We start from the raw sequence: 26,776 nt of genomic DNA, 5'->3' as shown, positions 1-26,776 counted from the left end.
TCCGGGCCCTGATACAGGTCCGGGCGGGCCTGTGTACGTAGTTCTCCCCGCTGTGCAGGAGCAGCCCGGACGCGCACCCTTCCTGCATGACGATCCGACTGGTCACCGGGCCGCCCCGGCTGACCGGGACCGCGGCGGAGCTGGCGCCGCCCGACCGGTCGCGCTTCCGGGCCGCGGCCCACCACGCGCGGCGGGTCTACCCCGGCTGTGTCGGCGAGCTCCTCCACCGTGAGCTGACCGCCTTCGCCGAGTTCGGGCACCGCTTCGACCGCGACGGCCTGGTGCCGCGCCTCGCCACCGAGATCCTCGCCCGCCCCCTGCGGGACGCCGACGGGCATCAGCCGGGGGCGTAGGAGCTCCAGTCCGGCATCGCGGTGTCGTGCAGGGAGGCCCCGAGCCGGTCGAGGTACCAGTTCCACCCGGCCTCGACGTCGGCTTCCTCGAGTCCCGGGACCAGCCGCTGGACGAAGAGCAGCTCGGTGCCCGCGCCGGCCGGGGTCAGGCTGACCTCGAGGAGCCAGGCCCGTCCCTCCGGGCCCTCGGGGACCTCGACGACGAGCCGGTGCGGCGCCGCGCACTCGTGGATCGTGACCGTGACGGGGTCGGCCACGGCGCCGCCCGCGTCGACCTCCCCGGTCACCGTGAGCTCCACGGTGCCGCCCGGGCGGCCGGTGCCGGTGTACGAGCCGAACCAGCGGGCCAACCGGGCGGAGTCGGTGAACGCCGCCCAGACCTCGTCGACCGGGTCCGGGTAGCTGCGGCGCAGTGTGAGGGTGCGGGGCTCGGCGTCAGGCGCTGCCACGGTGTTCTCCTGTCCGGTCGGCGGGCGCGCCGCGCCGGGCGCGGCGCCCGCGGTGCAGTTCGGTCTCCAGGGCGTCGAGCCGCGCGGCGGGCCCGGCCGGCGCCGCGTCCGCGAGCGGACGGAAGCGGTCCAGCCAGCGGTCCAGGTCGACGAGCCCCGCGCGGCGGAGCGTGTAGACGCGGTGCTGGCCCCGCACCTCGGACTCGACGAGTCCCGACTCCCGCAGCACGCGCAGGTGCCGGCTCACCGCCGGGCGCGTGACCGGGAAGCGGGCCGCGATCTCGCCCGCGGTGACCGGGCCCTCGGCGAGCAGCTCGACCACCTGCCGGCGCAGCGGGTCGGCCAGCACGGCGAAGGGGTCCACGACCGGATACGTAACCGTAGGCGTACGTAAAACGCAAGTGCACACATCGACCCGCGAAGGAGCGTGCTCGGTGGGCCGGGGGAGCGGGAGGGGCCCGATCGGCTCAACGCGATCGCACAGTGTGACGAAACCGCCGGGACGAGGATCACGATCGTGTTACCTGCCCCGACGGCGGGGTAGGCCGAGCGTTCGTGCTCCCCGCACGGCCGAACCGAGAAAGAGGAACGCTCCCCGTGTCGTTGGCCCCCTCCCCGGCCCGTCGTGTGCCCTTTCCCCCCGACGATCTCCCCGCCCCTCCGTGGTCGCGCCTGCACCACGTCGTCGAGACCACCGCCCGCCGCTCGCCGCGGGCCGTGGCCGTCGACGACCACGGTGAGCTGCTGACCTACGCCGAGCTCGACGCCCGCGCCGACGGACTCGCCCACCTGCTCCGCGACCGTGGGGTCGGCCCGGGTGGCCGCGTCGGCCTGCTCCTGGAGCGGTCGTGGCGGACCTACGCCGCGCTGCTGGCGGTGCTCAAGGCCGGCGCCGCGTTCGTGCCGATCGACCCGGCGTCGCCGGCGGACCGGGTCGCCTACATCGCCGGCGACGCCGGCCTGGACCTGCTGGTCACGACGTCGGACCTCGCCCCCGGTGGCCGGGTCCCGGAGCTCTGCCTGGACACCGTGGAGCTGCGCCCGGCCGAGGGGCCCCCGCCCGTCGACGACGCCGCCACCGGCGACGACCCGACCTGCTACGTGATCTACACGTCCGGCTCCAGCGGCCGGCCGAAGGGTGTGGAGGTCGCGCACTCGAGCATCACGAACTTCCTGCGTGTGGTCCCCGGCGTGTACGACGTCCGCCCCGGCGACCGCGTCTACCAGGGCATGACGATCTCCTTCGACTTCTCGATCGAGGAGATCTGGCCGACCTTCGCCGTCGGCGCGACCCTGGTCGTCGGCCCGAACGACGAGCGGCGCCTCGGCGCCGAGCTGGCCGAGTTCCTCGACCGCACCGGCGTGACCATCCTCTACGCGGTGCCGACCCTGCTGGCGACGATCCCGCGGGACCTCCCGGCCGTGCGGGGGCTGATGGTCGGCGGCGAGGCCTGCCCCGCCCATCTCGTGGAGCGCTGGGCCCGGCCGGGCCGCCGGATGCTGAACACCTACGGGCCCACCGAGGCCACGGTGACCGCGACCTGGGGCGAACTGCTGCCCGGGCGCCCGGTGACGATCGGCCGCCCGCTGCCGACCTACACGATCCACATCCTCGACGAGGACCTGCGCGAGGTCGCGGGCGGCGCCGCCGGCGAGATCTGCATCGGCGGGCCCGGGGTGGCGCGCGGGTACGTCGGGCTGCCGGAGAAGACGGCCGACCGGTTCGTCGGGTTCCGCGGCGAGCGGATCTACCGCACCGGCGACCTCGGGTGCTGGGACGGGTCCGGCGAGATCGTCTACCTCGGCCGCGCCGACGACGAGGTCAAGATCCGCGGCCACCGGGTCGACCTGGGCGAGATCGACAGCGTGCTGCTCGGCGACCCCGCGGTCGGCAGCGCCGTGGCCGCGATGGTCGACGACGAGCTCGTGGCCTACGTGACCACGGACGGCGACCCCGATGACGGCGGCCCCGGTGACGGCGGGCTGCGCGAGCGGCTGCACGCGCGGCTGCGGGAACGGGTGCCGGACTACATGGTCCCCGGGTACCTGGAGGTGCTCCCCGAGCTGCCGACGATGCCCAGCGGCAAGGTCGACCGCAAACGGCTGCCCGCACCGGCCTCGCCCCGGCTCGTCACCGTGACGGGCGCGGTGGTGACCCCGGCGACGCCCGCCGAGGAACGGGTCCGCGACGCCTGGGCCGAGGCCTGCGGCATCGACCCGGCCCAGCTGTCGGTCACCGCCGACTTCTTCGCCGAGCTCGGCGGGCACTCGCTGCTCGCGGCCACCGCCGTCTCGCTGATGCGCGAGCGCGGGATGGCGACGGTCGCCGTCCGCGACCTGTACGAGAACCCGACGGTGCGCGGGCTCGCCGCCACCCTCCCCGCCGCGGCCACCACCGACGGCGCCGGCCCGCGCCCGGAGCCCGAGAAGGCCTCGCCGCTGCGCTACGGGCTGGCCGGCACGGTGCAGGCGGGCGTGCTCTACGCGCTGCTGATGCTGCTCGCCGCGCCCGTCGCCGCGGTCTACGTCGTCGAGGACGGCCAGGTGTCGCTCGGCGTGCTGTCCGCCATCGCGCTCACGGCGACCGCGGTCTACCTCGCGACCCGCTGGGTGCTCGCCCCGCTCGGGATCCGGCTGCTCGGCCGGGGGATCCGGCCGGGCCGGTACCGGCTGTGGGGCCGGGTGCACCTGCGGTTGTGGGCGACGGACCTGCTGCTGTCCTTCACGCCGCTGCCGGTGCTGAGCGGATCGGCGCTGATGCCGGGCTTCCTGCGCCGGCTCGGTGCCCGGGTCGGGCCGGAGGCGCACCTCGGGACCTCCTCGCTCTCCCTGCCGCAGCTGATCGAGATCGGCGACGACGCGAGCATCGGGTACGGCGCGGCCCTGCGCCCGTGGGTCGTCGAGGACGGCCGGGTGGTCGTCGGGCCGGTCCGCGTGGAGGCCGGGGCGTTCGTCGGGGCCGGGGCGCTGCTGCAGCCGGGCGCCGTCGTCGGCGCCGGCGCGGTGCTGGGGGAGCAGGCACTGCTGGCCGGTGCGGTGCCGGCCGGGCAGTACTGGTCCGGCTCACCGGCCGTCCGGCTCACGGACCGGCGTCCGGACGACGCGGTGGCCGAGCTCGCCGCGCTGCCGCCGGCCCAGCCCTGGGGCGCGGCCGGGCGGCTCGGCACGCTCGCCGGCCTCGCGCTGCTCGACCTGTTGCCGATCCTCATGCTGGTCCCGACCCTGCTGCTGGTCTGGGGTGCGCTGCTGCAGTACGGGCAGACCGTCGGGCTGCTCGCGGCGCTGTGCGTCGGACCGGTGTTCGTGGCCACGGTCTGCCTGACGATCGCGGCCACCCGCCAGGCGGTGCTGCCGTCCACCCCGACCGGGATCCATCCGGCGCGCTCGACGCTCGGGGTGCGCAAGTGGGTGGCCGACAAGCTCCTCGACATGAGCCTGGAGATCACCAACTCGCTCTACGCCACGCTCTACACGGTGTCGTGGCTGCGTGCGCTGGGGGCCCGCGTCGGACCCGGTGCCGAGGTGTCGACCGTCGCGCACGTCGATCCCGACCTGCTCACCCTGGGCCGGGAGAGCTTCGTCGCCGACATGGCGAGCGCGGGCGGGGCGACCTTCCACCGCGGCTGGGTCTCCTTCCGGACGACCGAGGTGGGCGAGCGCGCGTTCGTCGGGAACGCGGCGCTGCTGCCGCCGGGATCGCGGCTCGGCCCCGGCTCCCTGGTCGGCGTGCAGACCGTGCCGCCACCCGGGGGCGTGCCGGCGGACAGCGCGTGGCTCGGCTCGCCCGCGATGCACCTGCCGGTCCGGCAGGACAGCGGCGACTTCGCCGAGGGACTGACCTTTCGGCCCTCCCGCCGGCGGGTCGCCGAGCGGCTGGGGATCGAGTTCCTGCGGATCTGCCTGCCCTCGTCGCTGATCGCGGTGGCGATCTACCTCTACCTGCTGGCGCTGTCCACGATCGCCGCCGCGGGCGCGCCGCTGTGGGCGGCACTGCTCGTCGCGCCGCTGCTGGCGGTGCTGTTCGGGGTGCTGGTCACCGGCGCGGTCGCGGCGGTGAAGTGGGTCGCCGCCGGTACCTACCGGCCCCGGGTCGAACCGTTGTGGAGCCGGTTCGTGCGCAGGTCGGAGTTCGTGACCGGGTTGTACGAGGCCGCGGCGGTCCCGGCGATGCTGCAGCTCTTCCGGGGGACCCCGCTGCTGCCGCCGGCGCTGCGCCTGCTCGGTGCCCGGATCGGTCGGCGCACCTACCTCGCCACCACCTACCTGACCGAGTTCGACCTGGTCGACATCGGTGACGACGCCGCGATCGGCCGGGACGCCTCGCTGCAGACGCATCTCTTCGAGGACCGGGTGATGAAGATGTCCACGGTGCGGATCGGCGCGGGCGCCACCGTCGGGGACCGGGCCGTCGTGCTCTACGACGCCGCGATCGGTGAGGGGACCGCGCTCGAGCCGCTGTCGCTGGTCATGAAGGGCGAGTCGCTGCCCGCGCACACCCGTTGGCGGGGCATTCCCGCCCAGGGCGTGGCCGAGGAGCCCCTCTCGGACCCGGTCACCGAGCCCATTGCGCTCGTCGGCTCGGCACCGACCCGGCACCACCGAGCTCGGCACCGCCGCGGGGCGCACCGGGACCGGGCCGCCTGATGCGGGCCGTGGTCTACCGCGGCCGGGCCTCCCGCCCGGCCGGGTGCGCCGAGGCCGTCGGCGCGCTGCTGGAACGGCACGGCCTGCAGGTCCGGTTCGTGGGCCGGCGGCAGCTCACCCCCGAGGTGCTCGCCTCCGCCGACGTCTACGCCCAGCCGGGCGGCGGCACCCTCGCCGCCGGCTGGCGGCACCTGCGCGGCCGTCGGTACGTGATCCGGGACTACGTCGCCGGCGGCGGCCGCTACCTGGGCTTCTGCCTGGGCGGCTACCTGGCGGGCGCGACCCCCGGGTTCGCCCTGCTGCCCGGCGACACCGACCGCTACGCCGGCTCACCCGGCGCCGCGACGGACGACACCGGCGACCTCGTCCTGCCGGTCTCCTGGCGGGGCCGGCCGCGCCGGGTCTTCTTCCAGGACGGCCCGCTGTTCCTCCTCGACCCGGGGGTCGTGGCCGGGGCCGACGTCGAGATCCTCGCCCGCTACCCCGAGGGCGGCGTCGCGGCGCTGGCCTGTCCGTTCGGCGCGGGCCGGGTCGCCGTCGCCGGCCCGCACCCGGAGGCCGGGCCGGACTGGTTCACCGACGCCGGCCTGCCCGTCCCCGACCCGCTGCCCACCGACCTCGGGCACGACCTGATCGACGAGGTACTCGCATGACCGCCACCGCTCCGACCGCGAGCACGGCTCCGGGGCCGGCCACGACACCTGGGGCGGCCCCGTCGCGCCTGCTCGGCATGGACGCCGCCCGCGGCGTCGCCGTGCTCGGGATGATGGCCGTCCACTCGCTCTACGACACCACCCCGGACGGCGCGCCGACCGGGACGTACCTGGTCACCGCCGGGCGCTCGGCGGCGGTCTTCGCCGTGCTCGCCGGGGTCGGCATCGCCCTCACCACCGGGCGGCGGCGGGTCGGGTGGGGCACCGAGGGCCGGTCCGCCGCCGCGTCGCTGGCCGCCCGCGCCGCCGTCGTCGGGGTGATCGGGCTCGCTCTGGGCTGGGGCTCCGCGGAGATCGCGGCGACCATCCTCCCGTACTACGCGGTGATGTTCCTGCTCGCGATCCCGCTGGTGTTCCTCCCGACCCGCGCGCTGGCCGCGGTCGCGGCGCTGCTCGCGGCGGGGGTGCCGGTGCTGAGCCAGTGGGTCCGGCCCGGCCTGCCGACGCCGTCGCTGGAGAACCCCACGGTGGCGCAGCTCGTCACCGACCCGCTCGGGCTGCTCACCGAGCTCGCGCTCACCGGGTACTACCCGGCGCTGCCCTGGCTGGCCTACCTCGCCGTCGGGATCGCGGTCGGCCGGCTGCGGCTCGGCGCGACCCGCACGGCGGTGCGGCTGGCCGCGGGCGGCACCGCCCTGGCGGTGGCGGCCACACTGGTCTCCCGCTGGCTGATGGGCCCCCTCGGGGGGCACGCCGCGATCGCCGCCGTCACCCCGCCCGCGCTGCTCGCGTCCGCGCCGACGGTCGACGACTTCGTCGCCGTGGCCCCGGAGGGCACCACCCCGACGACGACGTGGTGGTGGCTCGGCACGGACGCCCCGCACTCCGGGACCCCGCTCGACCTGGCCCAGACCATCGGCTCGGCGCTGGCCGTGCTCGGGGTGATGCTCCTGCTCGGCCGTCCGGCGAACCCGCTGGTGCAGGCGGTACTGCGGCCGCTCGCCGCGGTCGGGGCGCTCACCCTCACCGTGTACACGCTGCACCTGGTGTTCCTGAACTCGCCGCTCGACACCTTCGACGCCCTCCCGGGCTACCTCGTGCAGGTCGTGGTGGCGGCCCTCGGCGCGCTCGCCTGGCGACGCGCCGTCGGCCGGGGCCCGCTCGAGTCCCTCGTCCGGGTGGTGGCGCGGGCCGCGGGACGTGCCGCCGCGTGACCACGACGAGGATCCGGGCCGTGGGGCTCGGGGCGCTGCTCGTGACGCTGCTCGCGGCGTGCACCGCCACGGTCCCCGCACCGGACGCCGCCGAGGACCGGCCGGCCCCGCCGGCGGACCGGCCGGTCGTCGACGTCGCCTTCGACATGGCGCCCGACCTCGCCTCCGCGACCGGCATCGAGACCGTCCGGTTCACCCCGGACCGGCAGGTCTGCGAGCTGGTCTTCCGGACCTGGCCGAACAAGCCCACGGCCACCCGGGACGGCAGCGCCCTGGAGATCACCGGCGCCCGGGTCGGGGACACCGCGCTCGCGCCGCAGGTCGCGCCCGACCCGACCCTGGTCACCCTGTCGCTGCCCGCGTGCGTGCCGGCGGGCACCCCGGTCACCGCCGACCTGACCTTCCGGCTGACGCTCGGGCCGGACTCGGGCGAGCGCGTCGGGTACGCGCCGGCAGCCGGCACGGCGTGGTTCGGCACGGCCTTCCCGCTGCTGGCGTGGGTCCGCGGGGAGGGCTGGGTCCGCGACGGCGCCGTCGACCTCTACGGCGAGACCGCGACCAGCGAGGACGCCGCGCTGACCCTCGCCGTGACCGCCGCGGAGGGCCAGGAGGTCGTGGCCACCGGGTCCGCGGCCGGCACCGCGACCCCGGCCCCCGGCCGCGTGACGCACCGGTTCACGGCCGAGGCCGTGCGTGACGCCGCCGTGTCGGTCGGCGCCTACGACGTGACCACGCGGGAGGTCCGCGGTGTGCGCGTGCACGTGGCGACCCCGCGCGCGGGCAGCCGCGCCACCGGCGACGAGTGGATCGACGAGCTGGACCTCGCCCTGGAGCGGCACGGCGCGTTGCTCGGCGCCTACCCCTACCCCGACCTGACCGCGACGGTCGTGCCCACCCAGAGCGACGGCGTCGAGTTCCCGATGGCGCTGCAGTTCGCCGACGACCGCCGCGCCGAGATCCCGGGCCTGGTCGCCCACGAGCTCGCCCACCAGTGGTTCTACTCGCTGGTGGGCAACGACCAGGCCACCGACCCGTGGCTCGACGAGTCCTTCGCGACCTGGGCGCAGGCGCTGGCCACCGGGCAGGAGGACCGCTACCGGCTCGACCGGGTCCCGCGCGGGCTGCGCGGGCGCACCGGCGAGCCCATGGAGTACTGGGCCCGCACGGGCGACTTCACCCGGTACGTCCGCGGCGTGTACGACCAGGGCGCCGCGGCCCTGCTCGACGCCCGCCGCCGTGCCGGCGCCGACCGCTTCGACGCCGCCGTGCGCGGGTACCTGCGCGACCACGCCCACGGCGTCGCCGGGCCGGCCGACGTGGCCGCGGCCTTCCGCGACGTCCCCGAGGCGCTCGAGGCCCTCCGGGACGTGGGTGCCCTGCCCGCCGACTGACGGAGCGTCCCCGGGAGGCGTTTCACCCCGTGCGGGCCGGGGCACGCCGCCGGTGTCCGCGCCCGACGACCCAGGGAGGACCCGTGCCCAGGACCGACCCCGACCCGACCGGCGGCGACGAGGCGGCCCGCCCCACCGCGGAGCCCGTCGACGCACCGACCCGTGAGGTCGACCCCGGCAGCGCCCGCCCGACCGACGACGGCCGCGACGAGCGCACGGACGCCGAACGCGAGGCCACGGAGTTCGGCGGGGAGTAGCGCTCAACCGGCCTCGTGCGGGTGCACGGCCACGATCGACCCGTCCGGCCGGGCCTCGAGGTAGCCGGTCTCGCCGTGGTCGTTGGAGGCGTAGACCGCGATCTGCGGGCCGTCGCCCTCGTCGTCGACGATCAGGTAGCGGCTCGTCGGGTCGGCCACCTTCAGGCTCTCCGGCGCCCCGGCGACCAGGCCGAGCGCGGTCCGCGCGTCGATCTCCGCGAGGTCGACGAGCGGCTGGTCGGGATCGCGGGTGCCCGCCGGGCCGGGCCAGTCGAGGCCGCCGCGGTAGGTGTAGGACTGCGCCCGGCCCGGTGTCCCCTCGACGGGCACGGTCAGCACCGCGTAGTCCGGGTAGATCGTCGCGTCGGCGACGCGTGCGCTCCCCAGCCTCGACCGGAGGTCGTCGACGAGGCGGCCGAAACCCTCGGGGGTGTGCAGCCCGGCCGGGGTGACGACGACCGGGGCGACCGGGCTGCCCGCCGCGACCGCGGGCCCGTTCGCGGCCGCGGGCGGGGTGCTCGTGCGACCCACCGCGTGCCCGACGCCGAACCCGACGCCGAGCAGGGCGAGCGCGACGAGCAGGCCGGCCCGGCGCGCCCCGCGGGAGCGCGGCGGCCGGTCCGGGGGCAGCAGCGCGATCGGGCGTTCGAGCTGCAGGTCCGCCACCAATGCCTTGAGCTCGCCGAGCGTGGTGGCCCGCAACGCGGTGGCCGTGCGCTCGCGGTGCTCGGTCCCGTCCATCTGCCCCTCCGCGTAGGCGGTGTCGAGGGCGTTGCACAGCGCGTTCCGGTCCGCGTCGCGGGCCCGGGTGCGGAGGGAGGACACGGCCGGATCGTAGGGCCGCGATCACACCACATCGGACCGGCCCCGCCTGAGGCGATCAGGACAGTTCGGAGGGCTCCTGCCACGGCGGGAGCCGTGCCGGATCGAGATTCAGGTCACGGGACCCGCTCGAGGAGGTCGACGGCGACCGGGCCCGGTGCCCGCCCGGCGACCAGCAGCGCCCGCCCCCGCAGCTCGACGACGGTCGCGATGGCGCCGACGCGGGCCCGGTAGCGGCCGTCGGGCGGCAGCACGACCCGGCGGGGACCGTCATCCGGTCCCCGCCCGGCAGTGCGGGCACCCGGTGCGGGCGGCCGAGGACGTTCCGGGCGCCGATGAGGTCGCCCACGGCGACCAGCGCGCGGACGCGGGTGGAGGAGCAGCCGGGCAGCAGCGGGACACCGTGCGCGGTGAAGCCGTGCCGGGCGCCCAGGCGGCGGAGCAGTCGGACGTCGCCGGCGCCCCGGTGGCCGAAGCGGAAGGCCTCCCCGACGACGACGTCCCTGGCCCGCAGGGCGCGGACCAGCACGTCCCGGGCGAAGTCCACGGCCGGGGTGCGGGCCACGTCCGCGTCGAAGGGCAGCACGAGGACGGCGTCCGCGCCGTGCGCGCGGGCGAGCTCCGCGCGGCCGTCGAGCGTGACGACCGGGGTGGTGTCGCGGGCGGGCCCGGCCACGGTCGCCGGGTGCGGGTCGAAGGTGGCGAGCACGACCGGGAGGCCGCGGCGCCGGCCCAGCTCGGCCGCCCGCTCGAGCAGCCGGGCGTGTCCGCGGTGCAGCCCGTCGAACACGCCGAGGGTGACCACGGACCGGCCCCACCACGAGGGGATCTCGCCGAGCCCACGCCAGTACCCGGTGCCGGTGCCGGTCGCCGGGCGGCTCCCGGTGGTTCCGGTGCGTTCGAGCGTGACCGTCATGGCGGCCTCCCGGGGTCGGTGCGGGCGTCCGCCCGGTCCGGGCACGTGGGCCGGGCGGACGCCGTGGTCGGGACCGGTCAGGCCCGGTTGCGGAGGAAGGAGACGTCGTCGTTGCCGATGAGGTCGGGCACGGTCCAGCCGTCGAGGTCGTACTCGGCCAGGCATTGTTCGGCCAGGCCCTTCATCTGGGCGGTGGTGCCCTGGGCCTCGGCGGCGAAGAGCAGCTCGGCCTTGACGTTCTCGTGGTTGCCGGAGTAGTTGCGCTCGTAGAGCTCGTGGCGCCCGCCGAACTCCGAGCCGACGGCGTCCCAGAGCGCCTTCATCACCTTGACCCGGTCCACGGCCTCGTAGCCGTTCGAGCCGCGGACGTACTTGTCCAGGTAGGGGCGGACCTCGGGGGTCTTGAAGTCGATGGCGTGGGAGTTGAGGTAGATCAGCCCGGACGCGACGTCGGACTCGATGATCTCCTTGATCCGCGGGTAGGCCTGGATCATCAGCATCCGGTAGGTCAGCCCGTAGTCCAGCTTGGGCAACAGCGCCCCGCCGGTCCACTCGTCGGGGTTGCGGGCCATCGCGTCGGCCAGGGCGAAGAAGGTGTTGCGCCAGCCCACGACCTCCCCGACGCGGCTCTGCACGCCGCGGAAGTCCTTGCTGCCGGTGATCTCCAGGGCCTTGAGCAGCAGCCCCGCAATGAAGTCGATCTTCGTGGCGAGCCGGATGCAACCGTGGAAGGTGAACCGCGGGATGAACCCGGAGACCGGGAAGAAGCCGTTGATCTTCTCGATGTCGCCGTAGCAGAACACGTTCTCCCAGGGCACCAGGACCTTGTCGAACACGAAGATGGTGTCGTTCTCGTCCATCCGCGAGGACAGCGGATAGTCGAACGGGCTGCCCATCACCGCGGCCTGCTGGGTGTAGGAGGTGCGGCAGATCAGCTTGACCCCCGGCGCGTCCATCGGCACCGTGCAGATCAGCGCGAACTCCTTGCGCTTGATCGGCAGCCCGTAGTGGGCGATGAAGTTGTAGTTGGTGATGGCCGAGCCGGTGGCCACCACCTTCGCGCCGGACACGACCAGCCCGGCGTCGGTCTCGCGCTCGACCTTCATGAACACGTCACCGACCTCGTCGGGGGGCAGGTTGCGGTCCACCGGCGGGTTGATGATGGCGTGGTTCCAGTACAGGACCTTCTCCTGCGACTCGCGGTACCAGCGCCGGGCGTTGTCCTCGAACGGGGCGTAGAACTCGGCGTTCGCGCCCAGCGTGCCCAGGAAGCTGGCCTTGTAGTCCGGCGAGCGGCCCATCCAGCCGTAGGTCATCCGCGACCAGGTCTCGATCGCGCGGCGGTCGGCGAGCAGGTCCTCGACGGTGTGCGGAGAGCGGAAGAACGGGTGCGTGACGCCGCCGTTGCCGGTGTCGGTCGGCACGGTCAGCTTGTCGCGGGTGGCCGGGTCGTGCAGGGCGTCGTAGAGCCGCGCGGTCATCCGCACCGGGTTGCGGAAGGCGGGGTGGGTGGTCACGTCCTTCACGCGCTCGCCGTAGATCCACACCTCCCGGCCGTCCCGGATCGAGGAGAGGTACTCCTCACCGGTCATCGGGGCGGTCGCGGTGGAGGCGTCCTGCCCTGCGTCGGTGGCGGTGTGGTCCTGCTGGAGCGTCATGTCTGGCCCTTCTTCTGCGGTGAGGACGGGTCGGGACGTGCTGGTCGGGCGGGTGCGGGACGGGCTGGTGCGGGACGGGCTGGTGCGGGACGGGCTGGTGCGGGACGGGATGGTGCGGATCAGGCGGCCTGCGGCTGCAGGGGGGTGAAGCGGGTGGCGGCGTCGAACCAGCCGGCCTCGGGGCAGTCGAGCGAGCCGCCCCAGTGGGTGCCGGTCTCGCGCGGGCCGATCTCGCGGAAGGCGCCGGCGTAGAACAGCAGCGGCTCGGCGTCGGTGACCTCGATCTGGACGACCTCGCCGACGACGATCAGGTGGTCCCCGCCGTCGTAGGTCCGCCACGGGCGGCAGGAGTAGACCGCCGCGGACCCGACGAGCACCGGCGCGGTCGGGCCCTCGGTCCACTCGGGTCCGGGGTCTGAGGGCCTTCCTGCGAAGTGCCACGCGGTGTCGACCTGGCCGGCGCCGAGCACGTTGACGGCGAACGGTGCGGCGTCCAGGTAGCCGCACGCCTTCGACCTCCGGGTCAGCGTCACCTGGCACAGCGCCGGCTCGAGCGACACCGCGGTGAACGCGTTCACCGTGGCTCCGTGCGGGGTCCCCTCGTCGTTCCGGCAGGTCACCACGGTGACCCCGGTGGCGAACCGGCCGAAGGCGTTGCGCAGTTCCCGGGACGGAACCGTCATCTCGCACCTCCCTGTGCGGTTGTCGTACGCTTTGCGTACAGGCTGCACGCTTTGCGTTCAACGCTGTCGAGGGTGCCCCAGGTCACGTGACGCGGTCAAGCCCCGTCCCCGAAAGCCGTACGGAAGGATGGGGAGCGTGAGCACGGGGGACGCCGAGCGCGGGAGCGAGCGGGACTACGTCCAGAGCCTCGAACGCGGCTTCGCGGTGCTGCTCGCCTTCGACGAGGAGACGACGAACCCGACCCTCGCCGAGCTGGCCGCGAAGACCGGCTTCTCCCGCCCCGCCGTGCGCCGGCTGCTGCTCACGCTGCAGCGGCTCGGCTACGTGGCCAACCACGGGACCCGCTGGTCGCTGACCCCGCGGGTGCTCACGATCGGCCAGCACTACACCGCGACGAACGCGCGCATCGAGCTCGCCCAGCCCCACCTGCTCCGGCTCGCGGAGCGCACCGGCGAGTCCGCGTCCCTGGCCGAGCTGGACGAGTTCGACGCCGTCTACGTCGCGCGTGTGCCGGTCCGGCGGATCATGAGCATCAACGTCGCCGTCGGGTCCCGCGTCCCGGCGCACGCCACCTCCATGGGGCGGGTGCTGCTGGCCTGGGCCGGTCCGGCGCGCATCACGCGCTTCCTCGAGGAGGCGCCGCTGCGCCGGCACACCCCCCGGACGATCACCGATCCCGCCGAGCTGCGGATGGCCCTCGCGACCGTCCGCGAGCAGGGCTGGTCGATCGTCGACGGCGAGCTGGAGGAGGGACTCGTCTCCGCCGCCGCGCCCGTGCGCGACCAGAGCGGAGCCGTCGTCGCCGCGCTCGCCTCCTCGACCTCGGCGGGCCGGCTGGCCCCCGAGCGGCTCCGCGAGGAGACCGTGCCCGTGCTGCTCGAGACCGCCGCCGCGATCTCGACCGAGCTGGGCTGGTCCCCGCGCACCCCGCCCGTCGTCCGCGACGGGTTCTTCTGACCGGCGCCGAGCGACGGCCTGAGCGCCGACCTCAGTCCCCGCGGGCGTCGTAGCGCTCGCGCGCGGCGGACATCTCGGGGACCGAGGCCTCGAGCAGGTCCGCGAGGCCGCGCAGGCGCTCGGCGACCTTCCCACCGAGCGCGGTGAGCGAGTACTCGACGCGCGGTGGGATCGTGCTGTGCACCTCGCGGGTCACCAGGCCGTCCCGCTCGAGGGTCTGCAGGGTCTGGGACAGCATCCGCTCGCTCACACCGTCCACGCGGCGGCGCAGGGCGTTGAACCGGTACGCGCCCTCGCCGAGCGCGAGCAGGGCGAGGATGCCCCACTTGCTCCCGATCTCCTCCAGGGCCGTGCGCGAGGCGCAGTTGCGGGCGAACACCGAGGTCACGAGCTCGTCCGACGGTCCGCCGGCGGGTGCCGGCCCGGGGGCTCGGGAGGTCACGCGCCCAGGATATCGCGCCCACGGGAATGCAGCCGCTTCCGAATAGTTAGTACTAGCGGAGCCAATACCACCGCAGGAGGCGACAGGACATGACCACCTACGCAGTCACCGGAGCGACCGGGCACCTCGGCAGCCTGGCTATCGAGGCCCTGCTCGAACGGGGCGTCCCCGTCGGCGAGATCGTCGCGGTCGTCCGGGACCCGGAGAAGGCGGCGCCGCTCGCCGGCCGGGGCGTGCAGGTCCGGCGGGGCGACTACGCCGCTCCGGAGACGCTGCGGGCCGCGCTCGCCGGCGTCGACCGGCTGCTGCTCGTCTCCGGTAACGAGGTCGGGAAGCGGGTCGACCAGCACCGCAACGTGATCGACGCGGCGAAGGGGGCCGGTGTCGCGCTGATCGCGTACACGAGCATCACGCGTGCCGACACCACCGGCAGCCCGCTGGCGCCCGAGCACAAGGCCACCGAGGAACTGCTCGCCGCCTCGGGCGTGCCGCACACCCTGCTGCGCAACAACTGGTACGTCGAGAACTACACCGCCCAGCTCGCCGACTACCTGTCGCGCGGCGCGATCGTCGCCGCGGCCGGCGAGGGCCGGGTCGCCGGTGCCGCCCGCCGGGACTACGCCGAGGCGGCCGCGGTCGTGCTCACGGGCGAGGGGCACGCCGGGAAGGTCTACGAGCTCGCCGGCACGCCGTTCACCTTCAAGGAGCTCGCGGCCACGATCACGGAGGCCGGCGGCCGGGAGGTCGAGTACCGCCCGGTGAGCCCGGCCGAGCTGACCGGCGCCCTCACCGCCGCCGGGCTCGACGAGGGCACCGCCGGGTTCGTCGTGGCGCTCGACGAGAGCATCGCCCGCGGGGAGCTCGACATCGAGCGCACCGACCTGCCCGAGCTGCTCGGCCGCCCGCTCACCCCGGTGGCCGACGTGGTCCGCGCCGCGCTCTGAGAGGGGCACCGGGAGCGGCGCCGGGAGCGGCACCGCCCCGGCGGCCGGCTCAGGTCCGGTCGGCCGCCGGGAGCAGGATCCGTCGCCCGCGGACGGGGTTCGCGACCCGGATCCGGACGTGGTCCCACGGGTCCGGCCGGGCGTCGCCGGGGACCAGGACGAGCGGACCCGAGCCAGGCGTGCGGTGTCCGGGCGGGTCGAGCACCGCGCGCGCCCGCAGCCGCTCCCCGACGCGCCGATAGAAACGCAGCTGGCTGTGCCGGCCGAACAGGCCCCAGCCCGGTCCGAGGACCGGGCCGAGCCGCGGGTCGGCCTTCCAGCGCACGCTCGCCCGGAACTCCACCCGGCCCGTCGCGCGGTGCTTGGCCACCCGGTACAGCACCTGCCCGCGCTGCAGGTGGCCGTCGAGGGTCGCGTAGGCCCAGCCCCAGGTCCGCCAGCCGTCCTCGTCGGCCCGGTCGACCACCTCGGTGATCCGCACACCCATGAGGAACCGCAACGGGCCGAAGCGGCCGTCGAGGAGGATGTCCCGGCCGAGCAGCTCCGAGTCGCGCAGGTAGGCCGCGCGCAGCAGCTCGGGCGGGGTGAAGTCGTAGTCCCGCACGAGCGCGGTCGCCCGCTCCCAGATCCCGTCCGGGACCGGCTCGCCCGGCGGCTCGGTGCCCAGCTCGTGCACGTGCTCGTCGACCGTCCAGCCGCCCTCCGCCTCCGGGTCGTCCGTGACCGCGCGCTCGCGCAGGCCCTCGACGACGGCGAGCAGCACGCTCATCCGACGGCGAGGGCGGGACTCGGCGAGGTCGCGTCGTCGACCACGCCCTCGAGCAGGATCCGCAGCGCCTCTGCGGTGCCGACCTTCGGCTCCCAGCCCAGCTCCAGCCGGGCCCGTCCGGTGTCCATGACCGGCGTGCGCACCGCGACGTCGAACCATCCCGCGGACATCCCGAGCGCGTGCAGCCGGAACAGCACCTCGACGACGATCCGCGCCAGGTCCTGCGGCACCGGGACCGGACGGGCGCCGACCACGGCGGTGAGCTCGCGGGCGTCGAGCGCGTCGGCGGCGATGTTGAACGCGCCCCGCGAGCGCCGGTCGAGGATCGCGACGAACGCCCGGCCGAGGTCGTCCGCGTGCACGAACTGCAGCACGGTGCCGGTCGGCATCGGGAACAGCGGGATCCTCCCCCCGGCCAGCAGGCCGAACAGCGCGCGCGGCACGATCGGGCCGAGGAAGAGCCGGGACATCTCGCGCGCGGCCTCGCGCTGCACGACCAGGGTCGGCCGGACGCGCGCGACCGCGACGCCCGGGTTGTCCCGCTCGAAGGCGTCGAGCATCCGCTCGACGATCAGCTTGTCCCGGCTGTAGGCGGAGCGCGGCTGCCCCGTCACGGGCCAGCTCTCGTCCACCGGGGTGGTGGGGTCCTCCGGGCTCGAGGCGTAGGCCCCCAACGAGGACGCGAAGATCAGGTGACCGACGCCGGAGCGCCGGACCGCCCGCAGCAGCGCCGCGGTGCCGTCGACGTTCACGCGGCGCAGCGCCCCCTCGTCGCGCACCGGCTGGATGGCCCAGGCGAGGTGGACGACGGCGTCCGCGCCGGTGCAGAGCTCGGTGAGCCGCGCCTCGGCGTCCGCACGGGTGATGTCGAGTGCCTGCCACTCGACCCCGTCGTAGGGGGGTACGGGTGGCGGCGGGCGCCGGCAGACCGCGCGCACCCGCACGTCGGGCACCTCCTGCAGCACCCGCAACAGGCCGGTCCCCACGTTCCCCGACGCCCCGACCACCACCACGGTGGGCTCGGGCGTGCCTCGCTGCTCCGGCATCGTGCTCCTCCCGTCGACGTCGGGAGCATTACCGGTACGGGGCCGCTCAACCCCCGGGCATGCGGAGGGCCCCCGACCCGTGGTCGGAGGCCCTCCATTCGGTCCCGTTCTCCGGCGGTCCTTCTCCGGCCGCCGTTCCTCAGCCCGCCGCGACGGCCTTCTTCCGGGTGCGTCGCTTCGGCTTCGCCCCGGATTCCGCGGCCGGTTCCGGAGTGGTCACCGCGGCGGCCTCCTTCTCGGGTTCCGGTGCGGCCGACGAGGTCCCGCGATTCGCGTACGCCTCGAGTACGTTCGACGGGATACGCCCGCGCTCCGAGACCGGGAAGCCCGCCGCGACCGCCCACTCGCGAATGGCGGCGTTCTCCTCCCGGGTCTTGCCCGACGACGAGGGGACCCGCGCGTAGTTCCTGCGCCCGGCGCCGGACGAGGCCCGGCGGGCGGCGCCGACGAACGGGGCGAACGCCTCCCGCAGTTCCGAGGCGTGCTGCGCACTGAGGTCGATCTCGAATTCCTTGCCGTCCAGCGTGAACGTGACCGTTTCGTCCGCCCGGCCGCCGTCGAGGTCGTCCACCAGGGTGATATTCGTAACCTTCGCCATCGCTCACGTCCGATCGCCGTACTCGCGGGTCGGCCCGATTCTCCACGGAATCCACGGAAAGTCGAGCACGGTCACGCGGGAGTGGTGATTCGTGCACCGCGCGTGCCATTTCCGCGCCCGTTGTCGGGAGGTCCGCGCGGCCGCTGCGCCGAATCAGGCCGCGCGGAACTCCACGGGACGTTCCCGGGTCGCCTCGGCGAGGGCCGCACGGGTGCGCTCGGCGTCGTAGTCCTTGCCGTAGACCGGGGTGCCGGGCTGCTGGCGCCAGGACTCCTCGAGCGGCCCGGCGTCGACCGGGTCGAAGCCGAGCTCGTCGACGAGCGCGAACACGGTGTCCTTGCCCGGCCCGTCCGCCCCGGCGACCGGCAGCGCGATGCGGCCCTCGGCGCCGCGCGGCTTGCCGCCCTCGAGCAGGCGCTTCCACCAGATACCGTTGAACACCTTGTAGACCGGCGTGCCGAGGAGCCCGGCCACCCACACGCTCTCCGGGGTGCCCTCCTCGAGGGCCGCGATCCGCCCGTCGCGCTGCTGCGGGTAGTAGTTGTTCGTCTCGATGACGGGCGCCCCCGGCCTGGCCGAGGAGACGATGCCGGGCTCGAGGTCCGGGGTGTTCTTCTGCGGGATGCTCACGATCACGACGTCCGCGTCGACCGCCGCCTCGCGGGCCCACACCGGCGTCGCGCCGGTCTCCGCGGCCAGCTCCGCCAGGGTCTCCGGGGCCCGGGAGTTCGCCACCCGGACCTCGTGGCCCAGGGCGGTGAGCCGCCGGGTCAACGTGCCGCCGATGTATCCCGCACCGATGATTCCGATCCTCATGTCCGCGGCAACCGGTCCCGCCGGGGGCACCATTCCCTGAACGTGATCCACGTTACTGACGGCGAGGGGCCGAGTGTGCCGTGACGGGCTCGACCACGAGCTCGCGGAGCTCCGGCCGACTCCGAAACCGCACCGATCGATCGTGTTGGACTGCTTGTCGCATGCGCCCCGCTCGGAGGTGAGGCCGTGTGGTGCTAACCGCCGAGGGGCGGCGCGCGGACCCTCGGCCCGGTCCCGATGACCCGATGGGAGACGTCATGGGCCAGATGTACATGCAGAAGTTCGTGTATCGCGACGGCGCGACCAAGGAAGCCATCGACGCGGCGTGGGGCGAGGGGTTCAAGGCGGTGGCGCGCACCGGCAACTGGGGCGATGCCACGAAAGGCGTCCTGCACCAGCGCACCTACGGCACGTCGTGGGGCGGTTACGTCCTGATCGAGGTCGAGGACGCAGACGCCTTTGCCGCCTACCAGCTCTTCCACCTGCAGAACTACGCCCACGTCGTCCACGTCACCTACGAGCCGGTCTACGACATGGACAGGGCGTTCGCCGGCGCCGTCGACGCCGCTCGCTGAGCGGCGGCGCGCCGTCGTTCGTGAGCCGACATCCGGTGTGGCGCACGAACCGCTCTGGCGCGGCTCGTGCAGCCCTCACGCGGAGCAGCACGCGCTCGACCGACGATGATCACCGGGAGTGGAACGCCCTCCACGCTCACCGCGGGTTCCGCTCCACTCCCGGCGATCCCGCACGGTCGGCGCACCGCGTCGCCGTGATCACCGGGACCACTACAGCACTCCGGGGTAGGCGCCGCCGTCGATGAGCAGGCTCTGGCCCGTGACGAAGCCGGCCTGCGCGGAGCAGAGGAAGGCGCAGGCCGCGCCGAACTCGGCGGGTTCGCCGAAGCGGCGCGCCGGGATCGTCGCGCGCCCGTTCGCGGCCACCTCCTCCACGCTGACGCCCTGCTGCTCCGCCGTCCGCTGCTGGAGCGACGCGAGCCGGTCGGTCGCGAACGACCCGGGCAGCAGGAAGTTGATCGTCACGTTCGCGTGCGCCACGGACCGGGCGACGCCGGCGAGGAACCCGGTCAGTCCGGCCCGGGCGCCGCTGCTCAGGTCGAGGCCGGCCAGCGGCATCTTCACCGAGCCCGAGGTGATGTTGACGATCCGGCCGAAGCGCCGCTCCACCATCCCGTCGACCACGGCCTGGACCAACCGGATCGGCGTGGCCATGTTGGCGCGCACCCCGGCGAGCAGGGCCTCCTCGTCGACCTTCCGGAAGTCCCGCGCCGGCGGGCCGGCGTTGTTGTTCACCAGGATGTCCACCTGCGGCACCGCGGCCAGCAGCCGCTCCGGGCCCTCCGGAGCCCCCACGTCCACCCCCACCGGGACGACCTCCGCCCCGGTGGCGGCGGAGATCTCGGCGGCCGCCCGGTCGGCGGCGGCCTGCTCCCGCCCGTTGACGACGACGGTGCAGCCGGCCCGGGCCAGCTCCTCGGCGCACGCCCGGCCCAGCCCGCGGGTGGAGGCGCAGACGACGGCGGTGCGACCGGCGATCCCGAGGTCCATCAGACGGGCCGCCGCTTCGGGGTGGACCGGGCGACGAGCGCCGGGTCGCGGGTGACGGCCTCGCCGAGCACGTCGTCGATCGCGGCCAGGGCGTCGGCCGGGATGCGCACGCCCGCGGCCTTGACGTTCTCCTCCACCTGCTCGGGCCGGGAGGCCCCGACCAGCGCCGCGGCGACGTTGCGGTTCTGCAGCACCCACGCCACCGCGAGCTGGGCCATCGTCAGCCCGAGGTCGCCCGCGATCGGGCGCAGCTTCTGCACCCGGCCCAGGGTGTCGTCCGAGAGGAAGCGCTTGATCGCCTCGCCGCCGCCGCGCTCGTCGGTGGCCCGCGAGCCCTCCGGCCAGGCCTCGCCGGGCAGGTACTTCCCCGTCAGCACGCCCTGGGCGATCGGCGACCACACGATCTGCCCGAGCCCCAGCTCCTCGCAGGTGGGCACGACCTCGTCCTCGACGATCCGCCACAGCATCGAGTACTGCGGCTGGCTCGAGACCAGCGAGATCCCGAGGTCGACGGCCAGGGCGTGGGCCCGGCGGATCTGGTCGGCGGTCCACTCGCTGACGCCGATGTAGAGTGCCTTGCCCGCCCGCACGACGTCGGCGAACGCCTGCATCGTCTCCTCGAGCGGGGTGAACAGGTCGTAGCGGTGCGCCTGGTAGAGGTCGACGTAGTCGGTGCCGAGCCGGCGCAGGCTCCCGTCGATGCCCTCCAGGATGTGCTTGCGGGACAGGCCCTGGTCGTTCTTCCCGCGCGGCCCCACCGGCCAGTAGACCTTGGTGAAGATCTCCAGCGACTCGCGCCGCTCGCCCTTCAACGCGGCCCCCAGCACCTCCTCGGCCCGGCCGTTGGCGTAGACGTCGGCGGTGTCGAAGCTGGTGATCCCGTGGTCCAGGGCGGCGCGCACGCACTGCGTCGCGACGTCGTTCTCGACCTGGGAGCCGTGGGTGAGCCAGTTGCCGTAGGTGATCTCGGAGATCTGCAGGCCGGAACGGCCGAGGTGGCGGAAGTGCATGGCCCCCATCGTGCACCCGCCGAGGTTCGCCCTCGGCGGGTGAGGCCCGCCCGGGCGGCGGCGGCGACAGTCGCTCTCCCGACGACATCTCGAGGAGAGGCGGATCCATGGCGACCCTGACCGTCTGGAAGTTCGACGAACCGGGCGGCGCCCGGCGCGCGCTGGACGTGGTGGAACGGCTGCAGAAACAGGAGCTGCTGACGCTCGAGGACGCGGCCGTCGTGACGTGGCCGGCGGACCGCAAGAAGCCGAAGACCGAGCAGCTGCACAGCATGAAGGGCGCGGGCGCCCTCGGGGGCAGCTTCTGGGGTCTGCTGTTCGGGCTGCTGTTCTTCGTCCCGCTGCTCGGCATGGCGGTCGGTGCGGCGATGGGCGCCCTGGCCGGCTCGATGTCCGACGTCGGCATCGACGACCGGTTCATCAAGGAGGTCCGGGAGAAGGTCACGCCGGGCACGTCGGCGCTGTTCCTGATGACCTCGCGGGTGGTGCAGGACAAGGTGCTGGACGAGTTCCGCGGCACGCAGGCCGAGCTCATCTCGACGAACCTCTCCAAGGAGCAGGAGGAGAAGCTCCGGGAGGTCTTCGCCGAGGAGCACGAGACCGTCTGAGGCGAGGTGCTCGGCGTGGCCTCACCTCCCCGGGCACGGACCTGGGCGTACGAGGCGGTCCTGGCCGTGCTGTCGGACGACCTCAACGCCGAGCAGGGCACCGAACGGGCCCGCGCCGTGGCCGCCGCGGTGCTGGCCGAGGCCGGCGAGCCCGGTCTCACGGAGACGGTCGTGGTCCTCTCCTCGACCCTCGCCGAGGCGCTGGAGCGGATCGCCGCCGAGCGCGGCCTGCTCGCGGCCGACCTGGCCGAGATCTGGTTCGTGGACTGACGGGAGGCCGGGCATGGTTGCGACGGCGGAGGGTGCGCAGGAGGCAGCGCGGCCCGGCGCGCGGCGGCGCCTCGCCGCGGCGGCCGCCCTGCTGGCCGCGCTCGCGGCCATCGCGCTGGTGGTCGTGGCACTCCTGCAGAACCCGCTGCGGCTCGCCGCGGCGCCGCTGCTGGTCGGCGTGGCGGTCGCCGCGGGCTGGACCGCGCTCGTCCGGCGCGGGGCGTGGCGGATCGCGGCCTGCGCGGTCGCGCTGCTCGCCCTCGTCGGCGTGGTCCTGCTCGTGGTGACCGCCTCGGTGCTGCGCACCGTGGTGGTCGTCGTCCTCGTCCTGGTGGCGGCGGGCCTGGCCCGGGTCGCCCTGGGCCGCGACCTCGTCCCCGAGCCGTCGGGGCTGCGGCCCGTCCCGGCGGCCGGGCACGGGGTGCTGCTGATGAACCCGCGCTCGGGCGGCGGGAAGGTGGCGCGGTTCGGGCTGGAGGAGGAGTGCCTCCGGCGCGGCGTCACCCCGGTCGTCCTGGAGCCGGGTGACGACCTGCGGGCCCTCGCCGAGGCCGCCGTCGCCGAGGGCGCGGACGTCCTGGGGATGGCCGGGGGCGACGGGTCCCAGGCCCTGGTGGCCGACGTGGCCCGGCGGCACGACCTCCCGCTGGTCGTGGTGCCGGCGGGCACCCGCAACCACTTCGCGCTCGACCTCGGCCTGGACCGCGACGACGTGGTGGCCGCGCTCGACGCGTTCGGCGCGGCCCTGGAGCGGCGCATCGACCTGGCCGTGCTGGGCGACCGGGTGTTCGTCAACAACGCCTCGCTCGGCGTCTACGCGGGCGTGGTGCAGTCCGAGGGCTACCGCGACGCCAAGCTCGCGACGACCGCCCGTATGGCCCCCGACCTGCTCGGGCCCGGCGCCGAGGGCTCGCACCTGCGGTTCCGCGGCCCGGACGGCGCGGTCGGCGGCCCCGCGGCCATGGTCCTGGTCTCCAACGGCGACTACCGGCTGGACCGGCTCGACGGCTTCGGCACGCGGGCGCGGCTCGACGGCGGGGTGCTCGGCGTCGTCACCGTGCGGGTGGAGAAGGGCCGCGACGTCACCGAGATGCTGGCCGCGCAGGCCACCGGGCGGCTGCGCTCCTTCCACGGCTACCGGCAGTGGAGCGCGCCCGAGTTCGAGGTCGACTCCGACAAGCCCCTGGTCGAGGTGGGGGTCGACGGCGAGGCGCTGCGGCTCCCACCGCCGTTGCGGTTCCGGGTGCTGCCCGGGGCGCTGCGGGTGCGCGTCCCCGCCACCTCACCGGGCGCGGCGCCGGCGGCGGTCGCGCCGGCCGGCCCGGCGGAGGCGGTCGCCGGTCTGGTCCGGGTGCTGGGTGGGCACCCCGCGCAGAGGCGGACGGGCTGAACGTGAAGCTCCGCCGTTCGGCGTCGTCGGCTGCGTCCCCGGCCGCCCGGGAGCAGGGACCTTCGTCCCGTCGTGCCGGGCCGCACGCGGGGCGCCGGGCCGCCGCCGCCCGGTCCAGCATGGACCGCGGTCGCCGGTTCAGCAGCGTGCCGGCGCGCCGTCGGGGGTGACGCGTCCATGCCGTTCCTGCAACCCGTGCCCGAGGCGAAGATCCGGGTCCCTGCCCGCGTGCCACAGGCCGTCCGTCGGGCCGCGGTGCGCGCGGCGCTCGACCGGGTCGTCGACGTCGGTCTGGTGCGCGCGCCCGCGGGCTTCGGCAAGACGCTGGCCGTGGCGGACTGGGTGCGGACGAGCCCGGGGCCCGGGACCGCGTGGGTCCGCCTCGACGCCGAGGACGAGGACCCGGGCCGGCTCTGGTCCGCGGTGCTGGCCGCGCTCGCCCGCTGCCCCACGGTGCCGCCGTCGAGCCGGCTGCGGGAGACGCACGGGTGGCCCGCCGCGGGCGGGCCGGAGTTCCTGGCCGCGCTGACCGCCGCGCTCGACGCCCTGCCGCGGCCGCCGCGCCTGGTGCTCGACGACGTCGGCGAGCTGGCCGGGACCGCGAGCCTCCAGGGCCTGCGTACCTTCCTGCGTGACCGCCGTCCCGACCTGGCCGTGGTGCTGTGCGGGCGGAACGAGCCGCCGCTCGGCCTGGCCCGGCTGCGGGTGGCCCGGCGGCTGCGCGAGATCGGCCCGGACCTGCTGCGCTTCACCCCCGGCGAGGCCGAGGAGCTCCTCCGCGGCGTGGCGCCGAAACTGGGGCCGGCCGAGGTCACCGTGCTGCAGGCGCGCACCGCCGGCTGGCCCGTCGCCCTCCGCCTGGCCGCGACGGCCTGCGGCGATCCCTCCGACCCCGGGGCGGTGCACGCCTTCTCCGGCGAACACCCGCTCGTGGCGGACTACCTCGAGGGCGAGGTGCTCGCGGACCTCGACAGGACCGAGCTCGACCTGCTGCGCCGGGTCGGCGTCGTGAACCCGGTGCCCACCGGCCTCGCCGCGGTGCTCTCCGGGCGGGCCGACGCCGGCGGGGTGCTCGACGCGGTCGGCCGCCGGACGGGCCTGGTGCGTGCCCAGGGCCGTGACCGGGAGTTGCACCGGATGGAGCCGCTGCTGCGCGACCACCTGCTCGGGGAGCTGTACCGGTACGCGGCCGGGGCCCCGGCGCGGCTCGAGGCTGCCACGGCCCGGTGGTACGCGGCCGCCGGCCGGCCGGACGCCGCGGCCGAGCACGCGGCCCGCAGCGGTGACGCGCTCGTCGCGACCGAGATCCTGCGCGACGCCGGACCGTCGCTCCTGCTCTCGGGCCGCCACCGGCCGCTGCGCCGCGCGCTGGAGACCGCCGGCGAGGTCGCGCTGGCCCGCGAGCCGGGCCTGCTGGCGCTCGCCGCGCTGGCCCGGACCGCCGCCGGGGGACCGCCCGCCACCCGGGCGCCGCGGTGGCCCGAGGACCCGTCCGTCGAGCTGGCCGCGCTGCGGGCCGCGGCCGAGGAGCTCGGCGCGATCCCGGTCACCCCCGACCGCCACGATCCCGACGTGCTGCCCACCGAGCCGGGCGTGCGGGCGCTGGGCCTGCTCGCCCGGGCGCTCACGGCCGTGCGCGTGAACGATCCGGGCGCCGCACGTCCGCTGCTGGCCGAGGCGCTGGAGCTCGCCGACCGGCACGGCTTCGTGCACCTCGCGGTGCAGGCGCTGGCCCTGCGGGCGGTCGCGGCGACGGCAGGGGGCGACGCCGCGGAGGCGCGGCACGCGGGGGAGTCCGCGCTGGCCCGCGCGGAGCGGTCCGGGCTGCGGCACTCCGCCTGGGCGGCCGGGGCCGCAGCCGTCCTCGCGCACGCCGCCCTGCTGCGGGCCGAGCCCGCCGAGGCGCTGCGACTCGCCGAGGCCGGGCTCGACCACACCGGCCGCACCCCCGTCGAGCTCTGGTTCGGGCTCGCCGTGCTGCGGGCCGCGGCCGACGTCGACGGTGCGGGTGGGGCCCGCAGCGACCGCGCCCGCGGCCTCGACCGGCTGCAGCACGCCCGGGCGGAGCTGGGCGACGAGCCGCTCGATCCCCACGTGGCGGCCGTCGCGGCGCTGCTCGAGCACCGCGCGGCCCTCGACCTCGGGCATCCGACGGCGGCCCGCAGCGTGCACGGCTGGCTGGTCCAACGTGTGGGGGAGACCGCCGAGAGCGCGCTGCTGCGGGCGTGGACCGAGTTCGCCGCGGGCCGCGACGACCGGGCCCGCGCCGCGGCGCACCGGGCCCTGGTGGAGTGCGGGACGCCGCTGCTCGACGTCACCGAGGTCGAGGTGCGGCTGATCGAGGCGACCCTGGCTGCCGAGGCGGGGGAGCGGGCCCCGGCCCGTGAGGCCCTGGAACGGGCCCTGGCCCTGGCCGAGCCGCTGCAGGCGCTGCGCCCCTTCGCGAGGGCCCATCCCACGGTGCGCCGGCTGCTCGTGCAGCTGCACGGGGGCCCGGGTGCGGCCGGCTCCTTCGCCGGTGCCGCCCTGGCCGTGTCCGCGACCACCGAGGCCCCGGCCGCCGCGCTGAGCGAGCGTGAGCGGGCCGTCCTCGCGCTGCTGCCCTCCCTGCTCTCGCTCGAGGAGATCGGGGCCGACCTGTCCGTCTCGGTGAACACGGTGAAGACCCACGTGCGCTCGATCTACGGGAAGCTCGGCGTGAGCAGCCGCCGGACCGCCGTGCTCGCCGGTTACGAGCGCGGGCTGATCGCGCCGGCGCCCGCGCTCACCCCCCGCGGATGATCCCCGCGCCGGCGGAGCCGGACGCGGCAGGCGATCCGCGCCGGACGTCCGGCACGGGGGGACGAAGTCACACGGAGCGGGCGAGGCGCCACGGGCCCGGAGCGCCGACCGTAGGTGATCCACGGCTCGAGGAGGGAACCGTCATGAGTGACACGAGCACCCGCCCGCCGACGGCACCGTCGACGCGCGCCGCGGCCTGGTCCACCGGGTTCGCGATGTTCGCCGGCACGGTGCTGATCGTGGTCGGCATCTGCCAGGCGTTGGCCGGCATCGCCGCGCTGTTCCGCGACGAGGTCTACGTGGCCACGCCGAACTACATCTACTCCTTCGACGTCACCGCGTGGGGCTGGGTCCACCTCATCCTCGGCGCGGCGATCGCACTCACCGGGCTCGGGGTGATCCAGGGCCAGACCTGGGCCCGCGTCGTCGGCATCATGCTCGCCTCGCTGAGCATCATCGCCAACTTCCTGTTCATCCCGCACTACCCGATCTGGTCGCTGGTGATCATCGCGCTCGACATCGCCGTGATCTGGGCGCTG

Annotated in this window: 27 protein-coding genes; 14 read left to right on the top strand and 13 right to left on the bottom strand. The window is 75.3% G+C overall.

What is annotated here, in order from left to right; genetic code table 11:
• The first annotated feature begins 86 nt into the window (after window positions 1–86).
• A complete protein-coding gene (locus ACFQH9_RS17375) occupies window positions 87–353 on the top strand; it encodes a hypothetical protein (RefSeq protein ID WP_379567185.1) in 267 nt (88 codons plus the stop codon).
• Here the strand turns inward: ACFQH9_RS17375 and ACFQH9_RS17370 are convergent.
• Both ACFQH9_RS17370 and ACFQH9_RS17365 read right to left on the bottom strand, forming a co-directional pair.
• Window positions 338–802: an SRPBCC domain-containing protein gene (locus tag ACFQH9_RS17370; protein ID WP_379567184.1), complete on the bottom strand. Its 465-nt coding sequence runs from the start codon at window positions 800–802 to the stop codon at window positions 338–340. The two genes, ACFQH9_RS17375 and ACFQH9_RS17370, sit on opposite strands and share 16 nt — an antisense overlap.
• Window positions 789–1,166, bottom strand: a complete 378-nt coding sequence (locus ACFQH9_RS17365) for an ArsR/SmtB family transcription factor (RefSeq protein ID WP_379567183.1) — start codon at window positions 1,164–1,166, stop codon at window positions 789–791. Before ACFQH9_RS17365 ends, ACFQH9_RS17370 begins: the two co-directional genes overlap by 14 nt.
• Window positions 1,167–1,429: 263 nt before the next feature.
• Here ACFQH9_RS17365 and ACFQH9_RS17360 point away from each other — a divergent pair, with 263 nt between their 5' ends.
• The 5 genes from ACFQH9_RS17360 to ACFQH9_RS17340 all read left to right on the top strand — a co-directional run bounded on the left by ACFQH9_RS17360 (window position 1,430) and on the right by ACFQH9_RS17340 (window position 8,961).
• Window positions 1,430–5,446 (top strand): Pls/PosA family non-ribosomal peptide synthetase, encoded by a 4,017-nt coding sequence (locus ACFQH9_RS17360; protein ID WP_379567182.1) that lies wholly within the window; start codon window positions 1,430–1,432, stop codon window positions 5,444–5,446.
• Window positions 5,446–6,099, top strand: coding sequence for a BPL-N domain-containing protein (locus ACFQH9_RS17355; RefSeq protein WP_379567181.1), 654 nt, complete (start codon window positions 5,446–5,448; stop codon window positions 6,097–6,099). The genes ACFQH9_RS17360 and ACFQH9_RS17355 overlap by 1 nt, the downstream gene beginning before the upstream one ends.
• Window positions 6,096–7,313 (top strand): heparan-alpha-glucosaminide N-acetyltransferase domain-containing protein, encoded by a 1,218-nt coding sequence (locus tag ACFQH9_RS17350; RefSeq protein ID WP_379567180.1) that lies wholly within the window; start codon window positions 6,096–6,098, stop codon window positions 7,311–7,313. The genes ACFQH9_RS17355 and ACFQH9_RS17350 overlap by 4 nt, the downstream gene beginning before the upstream one ends.
• Window positions 7,310–8,704, top strand: a complete 1,395-nt coding sequence (locus ACFQH9_RS17345; protein WP_379567179.1) for a M1 family aminopeptidase — start codon at window positions 7,310–7,312, stop codon at window positions 8,702–8,704. The genes ACFQH9_RS17350 and ACFQH9_RS17345 overlap by 4 nt, the downstream gene beginning before the upstream one ends.
• Window positions 8,705–8,787: 83 nt before the next feature.
• Window positions 8,788–8,961: a hypothetical protein gene (locus ACFQH9_RS17340; protein ID WP_379567178.1), complete on the top strand. Its 174-nt coding sequence runs from the start codon at window positions 8,788–8,790 to the stop codon at window positions 8,959–8,961.
• Window positions 8,962–8,964: 3 nt separating this feature from the next.
• Here the strand turns inward: ACFQH9_RS17340 and ACFQH9_RS17335 are convergent, their stop codons facing one another.
• From ACFQH9_RS17335 to ACFQH9_RS17320, 4 genes are all read right to left on the bottom strand, one after another.
• Window positions 8,965–9,786, bottom strand: coding sequence for a DUF1707 SHOCT-like domain-containing protein (locus ACFQH9_RS17335; RefSeq protein ID WP_379567177.1), 822 nt, complete (start codon window positions 9,784–9,786; stop codon window positions 8,965–8,967).
• 55 nt (window positions 9,787–9,841) lie between these two features.
• The gene (locus tag ACFQH9_RS17330) at window positions 9,842–10,699 is read right to left on the bottom strand and encodes an adenylyltransferase/cytidyltransferase family protein (protein WP_379567176.1); all 858 of its coding nucleotides are present in this window, start codon (window positions 10,697–10,699) and stop codon (window positions 9,842–9,844) included.
• Between the two features lie 77 nt (window positions 10,700–10,776).
• Complete coding sequence (locus ACFQH9_RS17325) at window positions 10,777–12,357, bottom strand: 4-hydroxyphenylacetate 3-hydroxylase family protein (RefSeq protein ID WP_379567175.1); 1,581 nt, start codon at window positions 12,355–12,357, stop codon at window positions 10,777–10,779.
• 119 nt (window positions 12,358–12,476) lie between these two features.
• On the bottom strand, window positions 12,477–13,040 hold the full coding sequence (locus ACFQH9_RS17320; protein WP_379567174.1) for a flavin reductase family protein: 564 nt from the start codon (window positions 13,038–13,040) through the stop codon (window positions 12,477–12,479).
• A gap of 136 nt (window positions 13,041–13,176) precedes the next feature.
• On the opposite strand from ACFQH9_RS17320, the gene ACFQH9_RS17315 reads away from it, so the two are divergent.
• Window positions 13,177–13,998, top strand: coding sequence for an IclR family transcriptional regulator domain-containing protein (locus ACFQH9_RS17315; protein ID WP_379567173.1), 822 nt, complete (start codon window positions 13,177–13,179; stop codon window positions 13,996–13,998).
• A gap of 31 nt (window positions 13,999–14,029) precedes the next feature.
• Here ACFQH9_RS17315 and ACFQH9_RS17310 read toward each other — a convergent pair whose 3' ends face one another.
• Window positions 14,030–14,440, bottom strand: a complete 411-nt coding sequence (locus tag ACFQH9_RS17310) for a winged helix-turn-helix transcriptional regulator (protein ID WP_379567172.1) — start codon at window positions 14,438–14,440, stop codon at window positions 14,030–14,032.
• Between the two features lie 89 nt (window positions 14,441–14,529).
• Here ACFQH9_RS17310 and ACFQH9_RS17305 point away from each other — a divergent pair, with 89 nt between their 5' ends.
• On the top strand, window positions 14,530–15,384 hold the full coding sequence (locus ACFQH9_RS17305) for an SDR family oxidoreductase (protein WP_379567171.1): 855 nt from the start codon (window positions 14,530–14,532) through the stop codon (window positions 15,382–15,384).
• Window positions 15,385–15,433: 49 nt separating this feature from the next.
• Here the strand turns inward: ACFQH9_RS17305 and ACFQH9_RS17300 are convergent, their stop codons facing one another.
• The 4 genes from ACFQH9_RS17300 to ACFQH9_RS17285 all read right to left on the bottom strand — a co-directional run bounded on the left by ACFQH9_RS17300 (window position 15,434) and on the right by ACFQH9_RS17285 (window position 18,613).
• Entirely contained in the window at window positions 15,434–16,153 is a 720-nt protein-coding gene (locus ACFQH9_RS17300; protein ID WP_379567170.1) for a DUF1990 family protein, read from the bottom strand.
• Window positions 16,150–17,199 (bottom strand): NAD-dependent epimerase/dehydratase family protein, encoded by a 1,050-nt coding sequence (locus tag ACFQH9_RS17295; protein ID WP_379567169.1) that lies wholly within the window; start codon window positions 17,197–17,199, stop codon window positions 16,150–16,152. Before ACFQH9_RS17295 ends, ACFQH9_RS17300 begins: the two co-directional genes overlap by 4 nt.
• Before the next feature lie 139 nt (window positions 17,200–17,338).
• Window positions 17,339–17,797: a histone-like nucleoid-structuring protein Lsr2 gene (locus tag ACFQH9_RS17290; protein WP_379567168.1), complete on the bottom strand. Its 459-nt coding sequence runs from the start codon at window positions 17,795–17,797 to the stop codon at window positions 17,339–17,341.
• Window positions 17,798–17,950: 153 nt separating this feature from the next.
• Window positions 17,951–18,613 (bottom strand): NADPH-dependent F420 reductase, encoded by a 663-nt coding sequence (locus ACFQH9_RS17285; RefSeq protein ID WP_379567167.1) that lies wholly within the window; start codon window positions 18,611–18,613, stop codon window positions 17,951–17,953.
• Between the two features lie 257 nt (window positions 18,614–18,870).
• Between ACFQH9_RS17285 and ACFQH9_RS17280 the strand changes: the two genes are divergently transcribed.
• Window positions 18,871–19,188, top strand: a complete 318-nt coding sequence (locus ACFQH9_RS17280; protein ID WP_379567166.1) for a hypothetical protein — start codon at window positions 18,871–18,873, stop codon at window positions 19,186–19,188.
• 210 nt (window positions 19,189–19,398) lie between these two features.
• Here ACFQH9_RS17280 and ACFQH9_RS17275 read toward each other — a convergent pair whose 3' ends face one another.
• Together ACFQH9_RS17275 and ACFQH9_RS17270 are read right to left on the bottom strand one after the other, a co-directional pair.
• Entirely contained in the window at window positions 19,399–20,178 is a 780-nt protein-coding gene (locus ACFQH9_RS17275; RefSeq protein WP_379567165.1) for an SDR family oxidoreductase, read from the bottom strand.
• Window positions 20,178–21,188, bottom strand: coding sequence for an aldo/keto reductase family protein (locus ACFQH9_RS17270; RefSeq protein WP_379567164.1), 1,011 nt, complete (start codon window positions 21,186–21,188; stop codon window positions 20,178–20,180). The genes ACFQH9_RS17275 and ACFQH9_RS17270 overlap by 1 nt, the downstream gene beginning before the upstream one ends.
• Window positions 21,189–21,295: 107 nt before the next feature.
• Between ACFQH9_RS17270 and ACFQH9_RS17265 the strand changes: the two genes are divergently transcribed.
• The 5 genes from ACFQH9_RS17265 to ACFQH9_RS17245 form a co-directional block, all read left to right on the top strand.
• Complete coding sequence (locus tag ACFQH9_RS17265; RefSeq protein WP_379567163.1) at window positions 21,296–21,796, top strand: DUF1269 domain-containing protein; 501 nt, start codon at window positions 21,296–21,298, stop codon at window positions 21,794–21,796.
• A gap of 15 nt (window positions 21,797–21,811) precedes the next feature.
• Window positions 21,812–22,066, top strand: coding sequence for a hypothetical protein (locus ACFQH9_RS17260; protein WP_379567162.1), 255 nt, complete (start codon window positions 21,812–21,814; stop codon window positions 22,064–22,066).
• Between the two features lie 13 nt (window positions 22,067–22,079).
• Window positions 22,080–23,456 carry a diacylglycerol/lipid kinase family protein gene (locus ACFQH9_RS17255; protein ID WP_379567161.1) on the top strand — a complete coding sequence of 459 codons (1,377 nt, stop codon included), beginning with the start codon at window positions 22,080–22,082 and terminating at the stop codon, window positions 23,454–23,456.
• A 177-nt stretch (window positions 23,457–23,633) separates the two neighbouring features.
• Window positions 23,634–26,237 (top strand): winged helix-turn-helix domain-containing protein, encoded by a 2,604-nt coding sequence (locus ACFQH9_RS17250; protein ID WP_379567160.1) that lies wholly within the window; start codon window positions 23,634–23,636, stop codon window positions 26,235–26,237.
• 143 nt (window positions 26,238–26,380) lie between these two features.
• Window positions 26,381–26,776, top strand: a 396-nt coding sequence (locus ACFQH9_RS17245) for a DUF7144 family membrane protein (RefSeq protein ID WP_379567159.1), incomplete at its 3' end; no start/stop codon positions are given.

This window comes from Pseudonocardia lutea (assembly GCF_042658055.1).
Lineage (GTDB): Bacteria > Actinomycetota > Actinomycetes > Mycobacteriales > Pseudonocardiaceae > Pseudonocardia > Pseudonocardia lutea.
This window is presented reverse-complemented; position numbering and strand designations above follow the sequence as displayed.

Coding starts and splice junctions, on each gene's coding strand:
- ACFQH9_RS17375 (WP_379567185.1), top strand. CDS start 87: ATGACGATCCGACTGGTCACCGGGCCGCCCCGGCTGACCGGGACCGCG.
- ACFQH9_RS17355 (WP_379567181.1), top strand. CDS start 5,446: ATGCGGGCCGTGGTCTACCGCGGCCGGGCCTCCCGCCCGGCCGGGTGC.
- ACFQH9_RS17350 (WP_379567180.1), top strand. CDS start 6,096: ATGACCGCCACCGCTCCGACCGCGAGCACGGCTCCGGGGCCGGCCACG.
- ACFQH9_RS17330 (WP_379567176.1), bottom strand. CDS start 10,699: ATGACGGTCACGCTCGAACGCACCGGAACCACCGGGAGCCGCCCGGCG.
- ACFQH9_RS17325 (WP_379567175.1), bottom strand. CDS start 12,357: ATGACGCTCCAGCAGGACCACACCGCCACCGACGCAGGGCAGGACGCC.
- ACFQH9_RS17320 (WP_379567174.1), bottom strand. CDS start 13,040: ATGACGGTTCCGTCCCGGGAACTGCGCAACGCCTTCGGCCGGTTCGCC.
- ACFQH9_RS17305 (WP_379567171.1), top strand. CDS start 14,530: ATGACCACCTACGCAGTCACCGGAGCGACCGGGCACCTCGGCAGCCTG.
- ACFQH9_RS17300 (WP_379567170.1), bottom strand. CDS start 16,153: ATGAGCGTGCTGCTCGCCGTCGTCGAGGGCCTGCGCGAGCGCGCGGTC.
- ACFQH9_RS17295 (WP_379567169.1), bottom strand. CDS start 17,199: ATGCCGGAGCAGCGAGGCACGCCCGAGCCCACCGTGGTGGTGGTCGGG.
- ACFQH9_RS17290 (WP_379567168.1), bottom strand. CDS start 17,797: ATGGCGAAGGTTACGAATATCACCCTGGTGGACGACCTCGACGGCGGC.
- ACFQH9_RS17285 (WP_379567167.1), bottom strand. CDS start 18,613: ATGAGGATCGGAATCATCGGTGCGGGATACATCGGCGGCACGTTGACC.
- ACFQH9_RS17280 (WP_379567166.1), top strand. CDS start 18,871: ATGGGCCAGATGTACATGCAGAAGTTCGTGTATCGCGACGGCGCGACC.
- ACFQH9_RS17275 (WP_379567165.1), bottom strand. CDS start 20,178: ATGGACCTCGGGATCGCCGGTCGCACCGCCGTCGTCTGCGCCTCCACC.
- ACFQH9_RS17270 (WP_379567164.1), bottom strand. CDS start 21,188: ATGCACTTCCGCCACCTCGGCCGTTCCGGCCTGCAGATCTCCGAGATC.
- ACFQH9_RS17265 (WP_379567163.1), top strand. CDS start 21,296: ATGGCGACCCTGACCGTCTGGAAGTTCGACGAACCGGGCGGCGCCCGG.
- ACFQH9_RS17255 (WP_379567161.1), top strand. CDS start 22,080: ATGGTTGCGACGGCGGAGGGTGCGCAGGAGGCAGCGCGGCCCGGCGCG.
- ACFQH9_RS17250 (WP_379567160.1), top strand. CDS start 23,634: ATGCCGTTCCTGCAACCCGTGCCCGAGGCGAAGATCCGGGTCCCTGCC.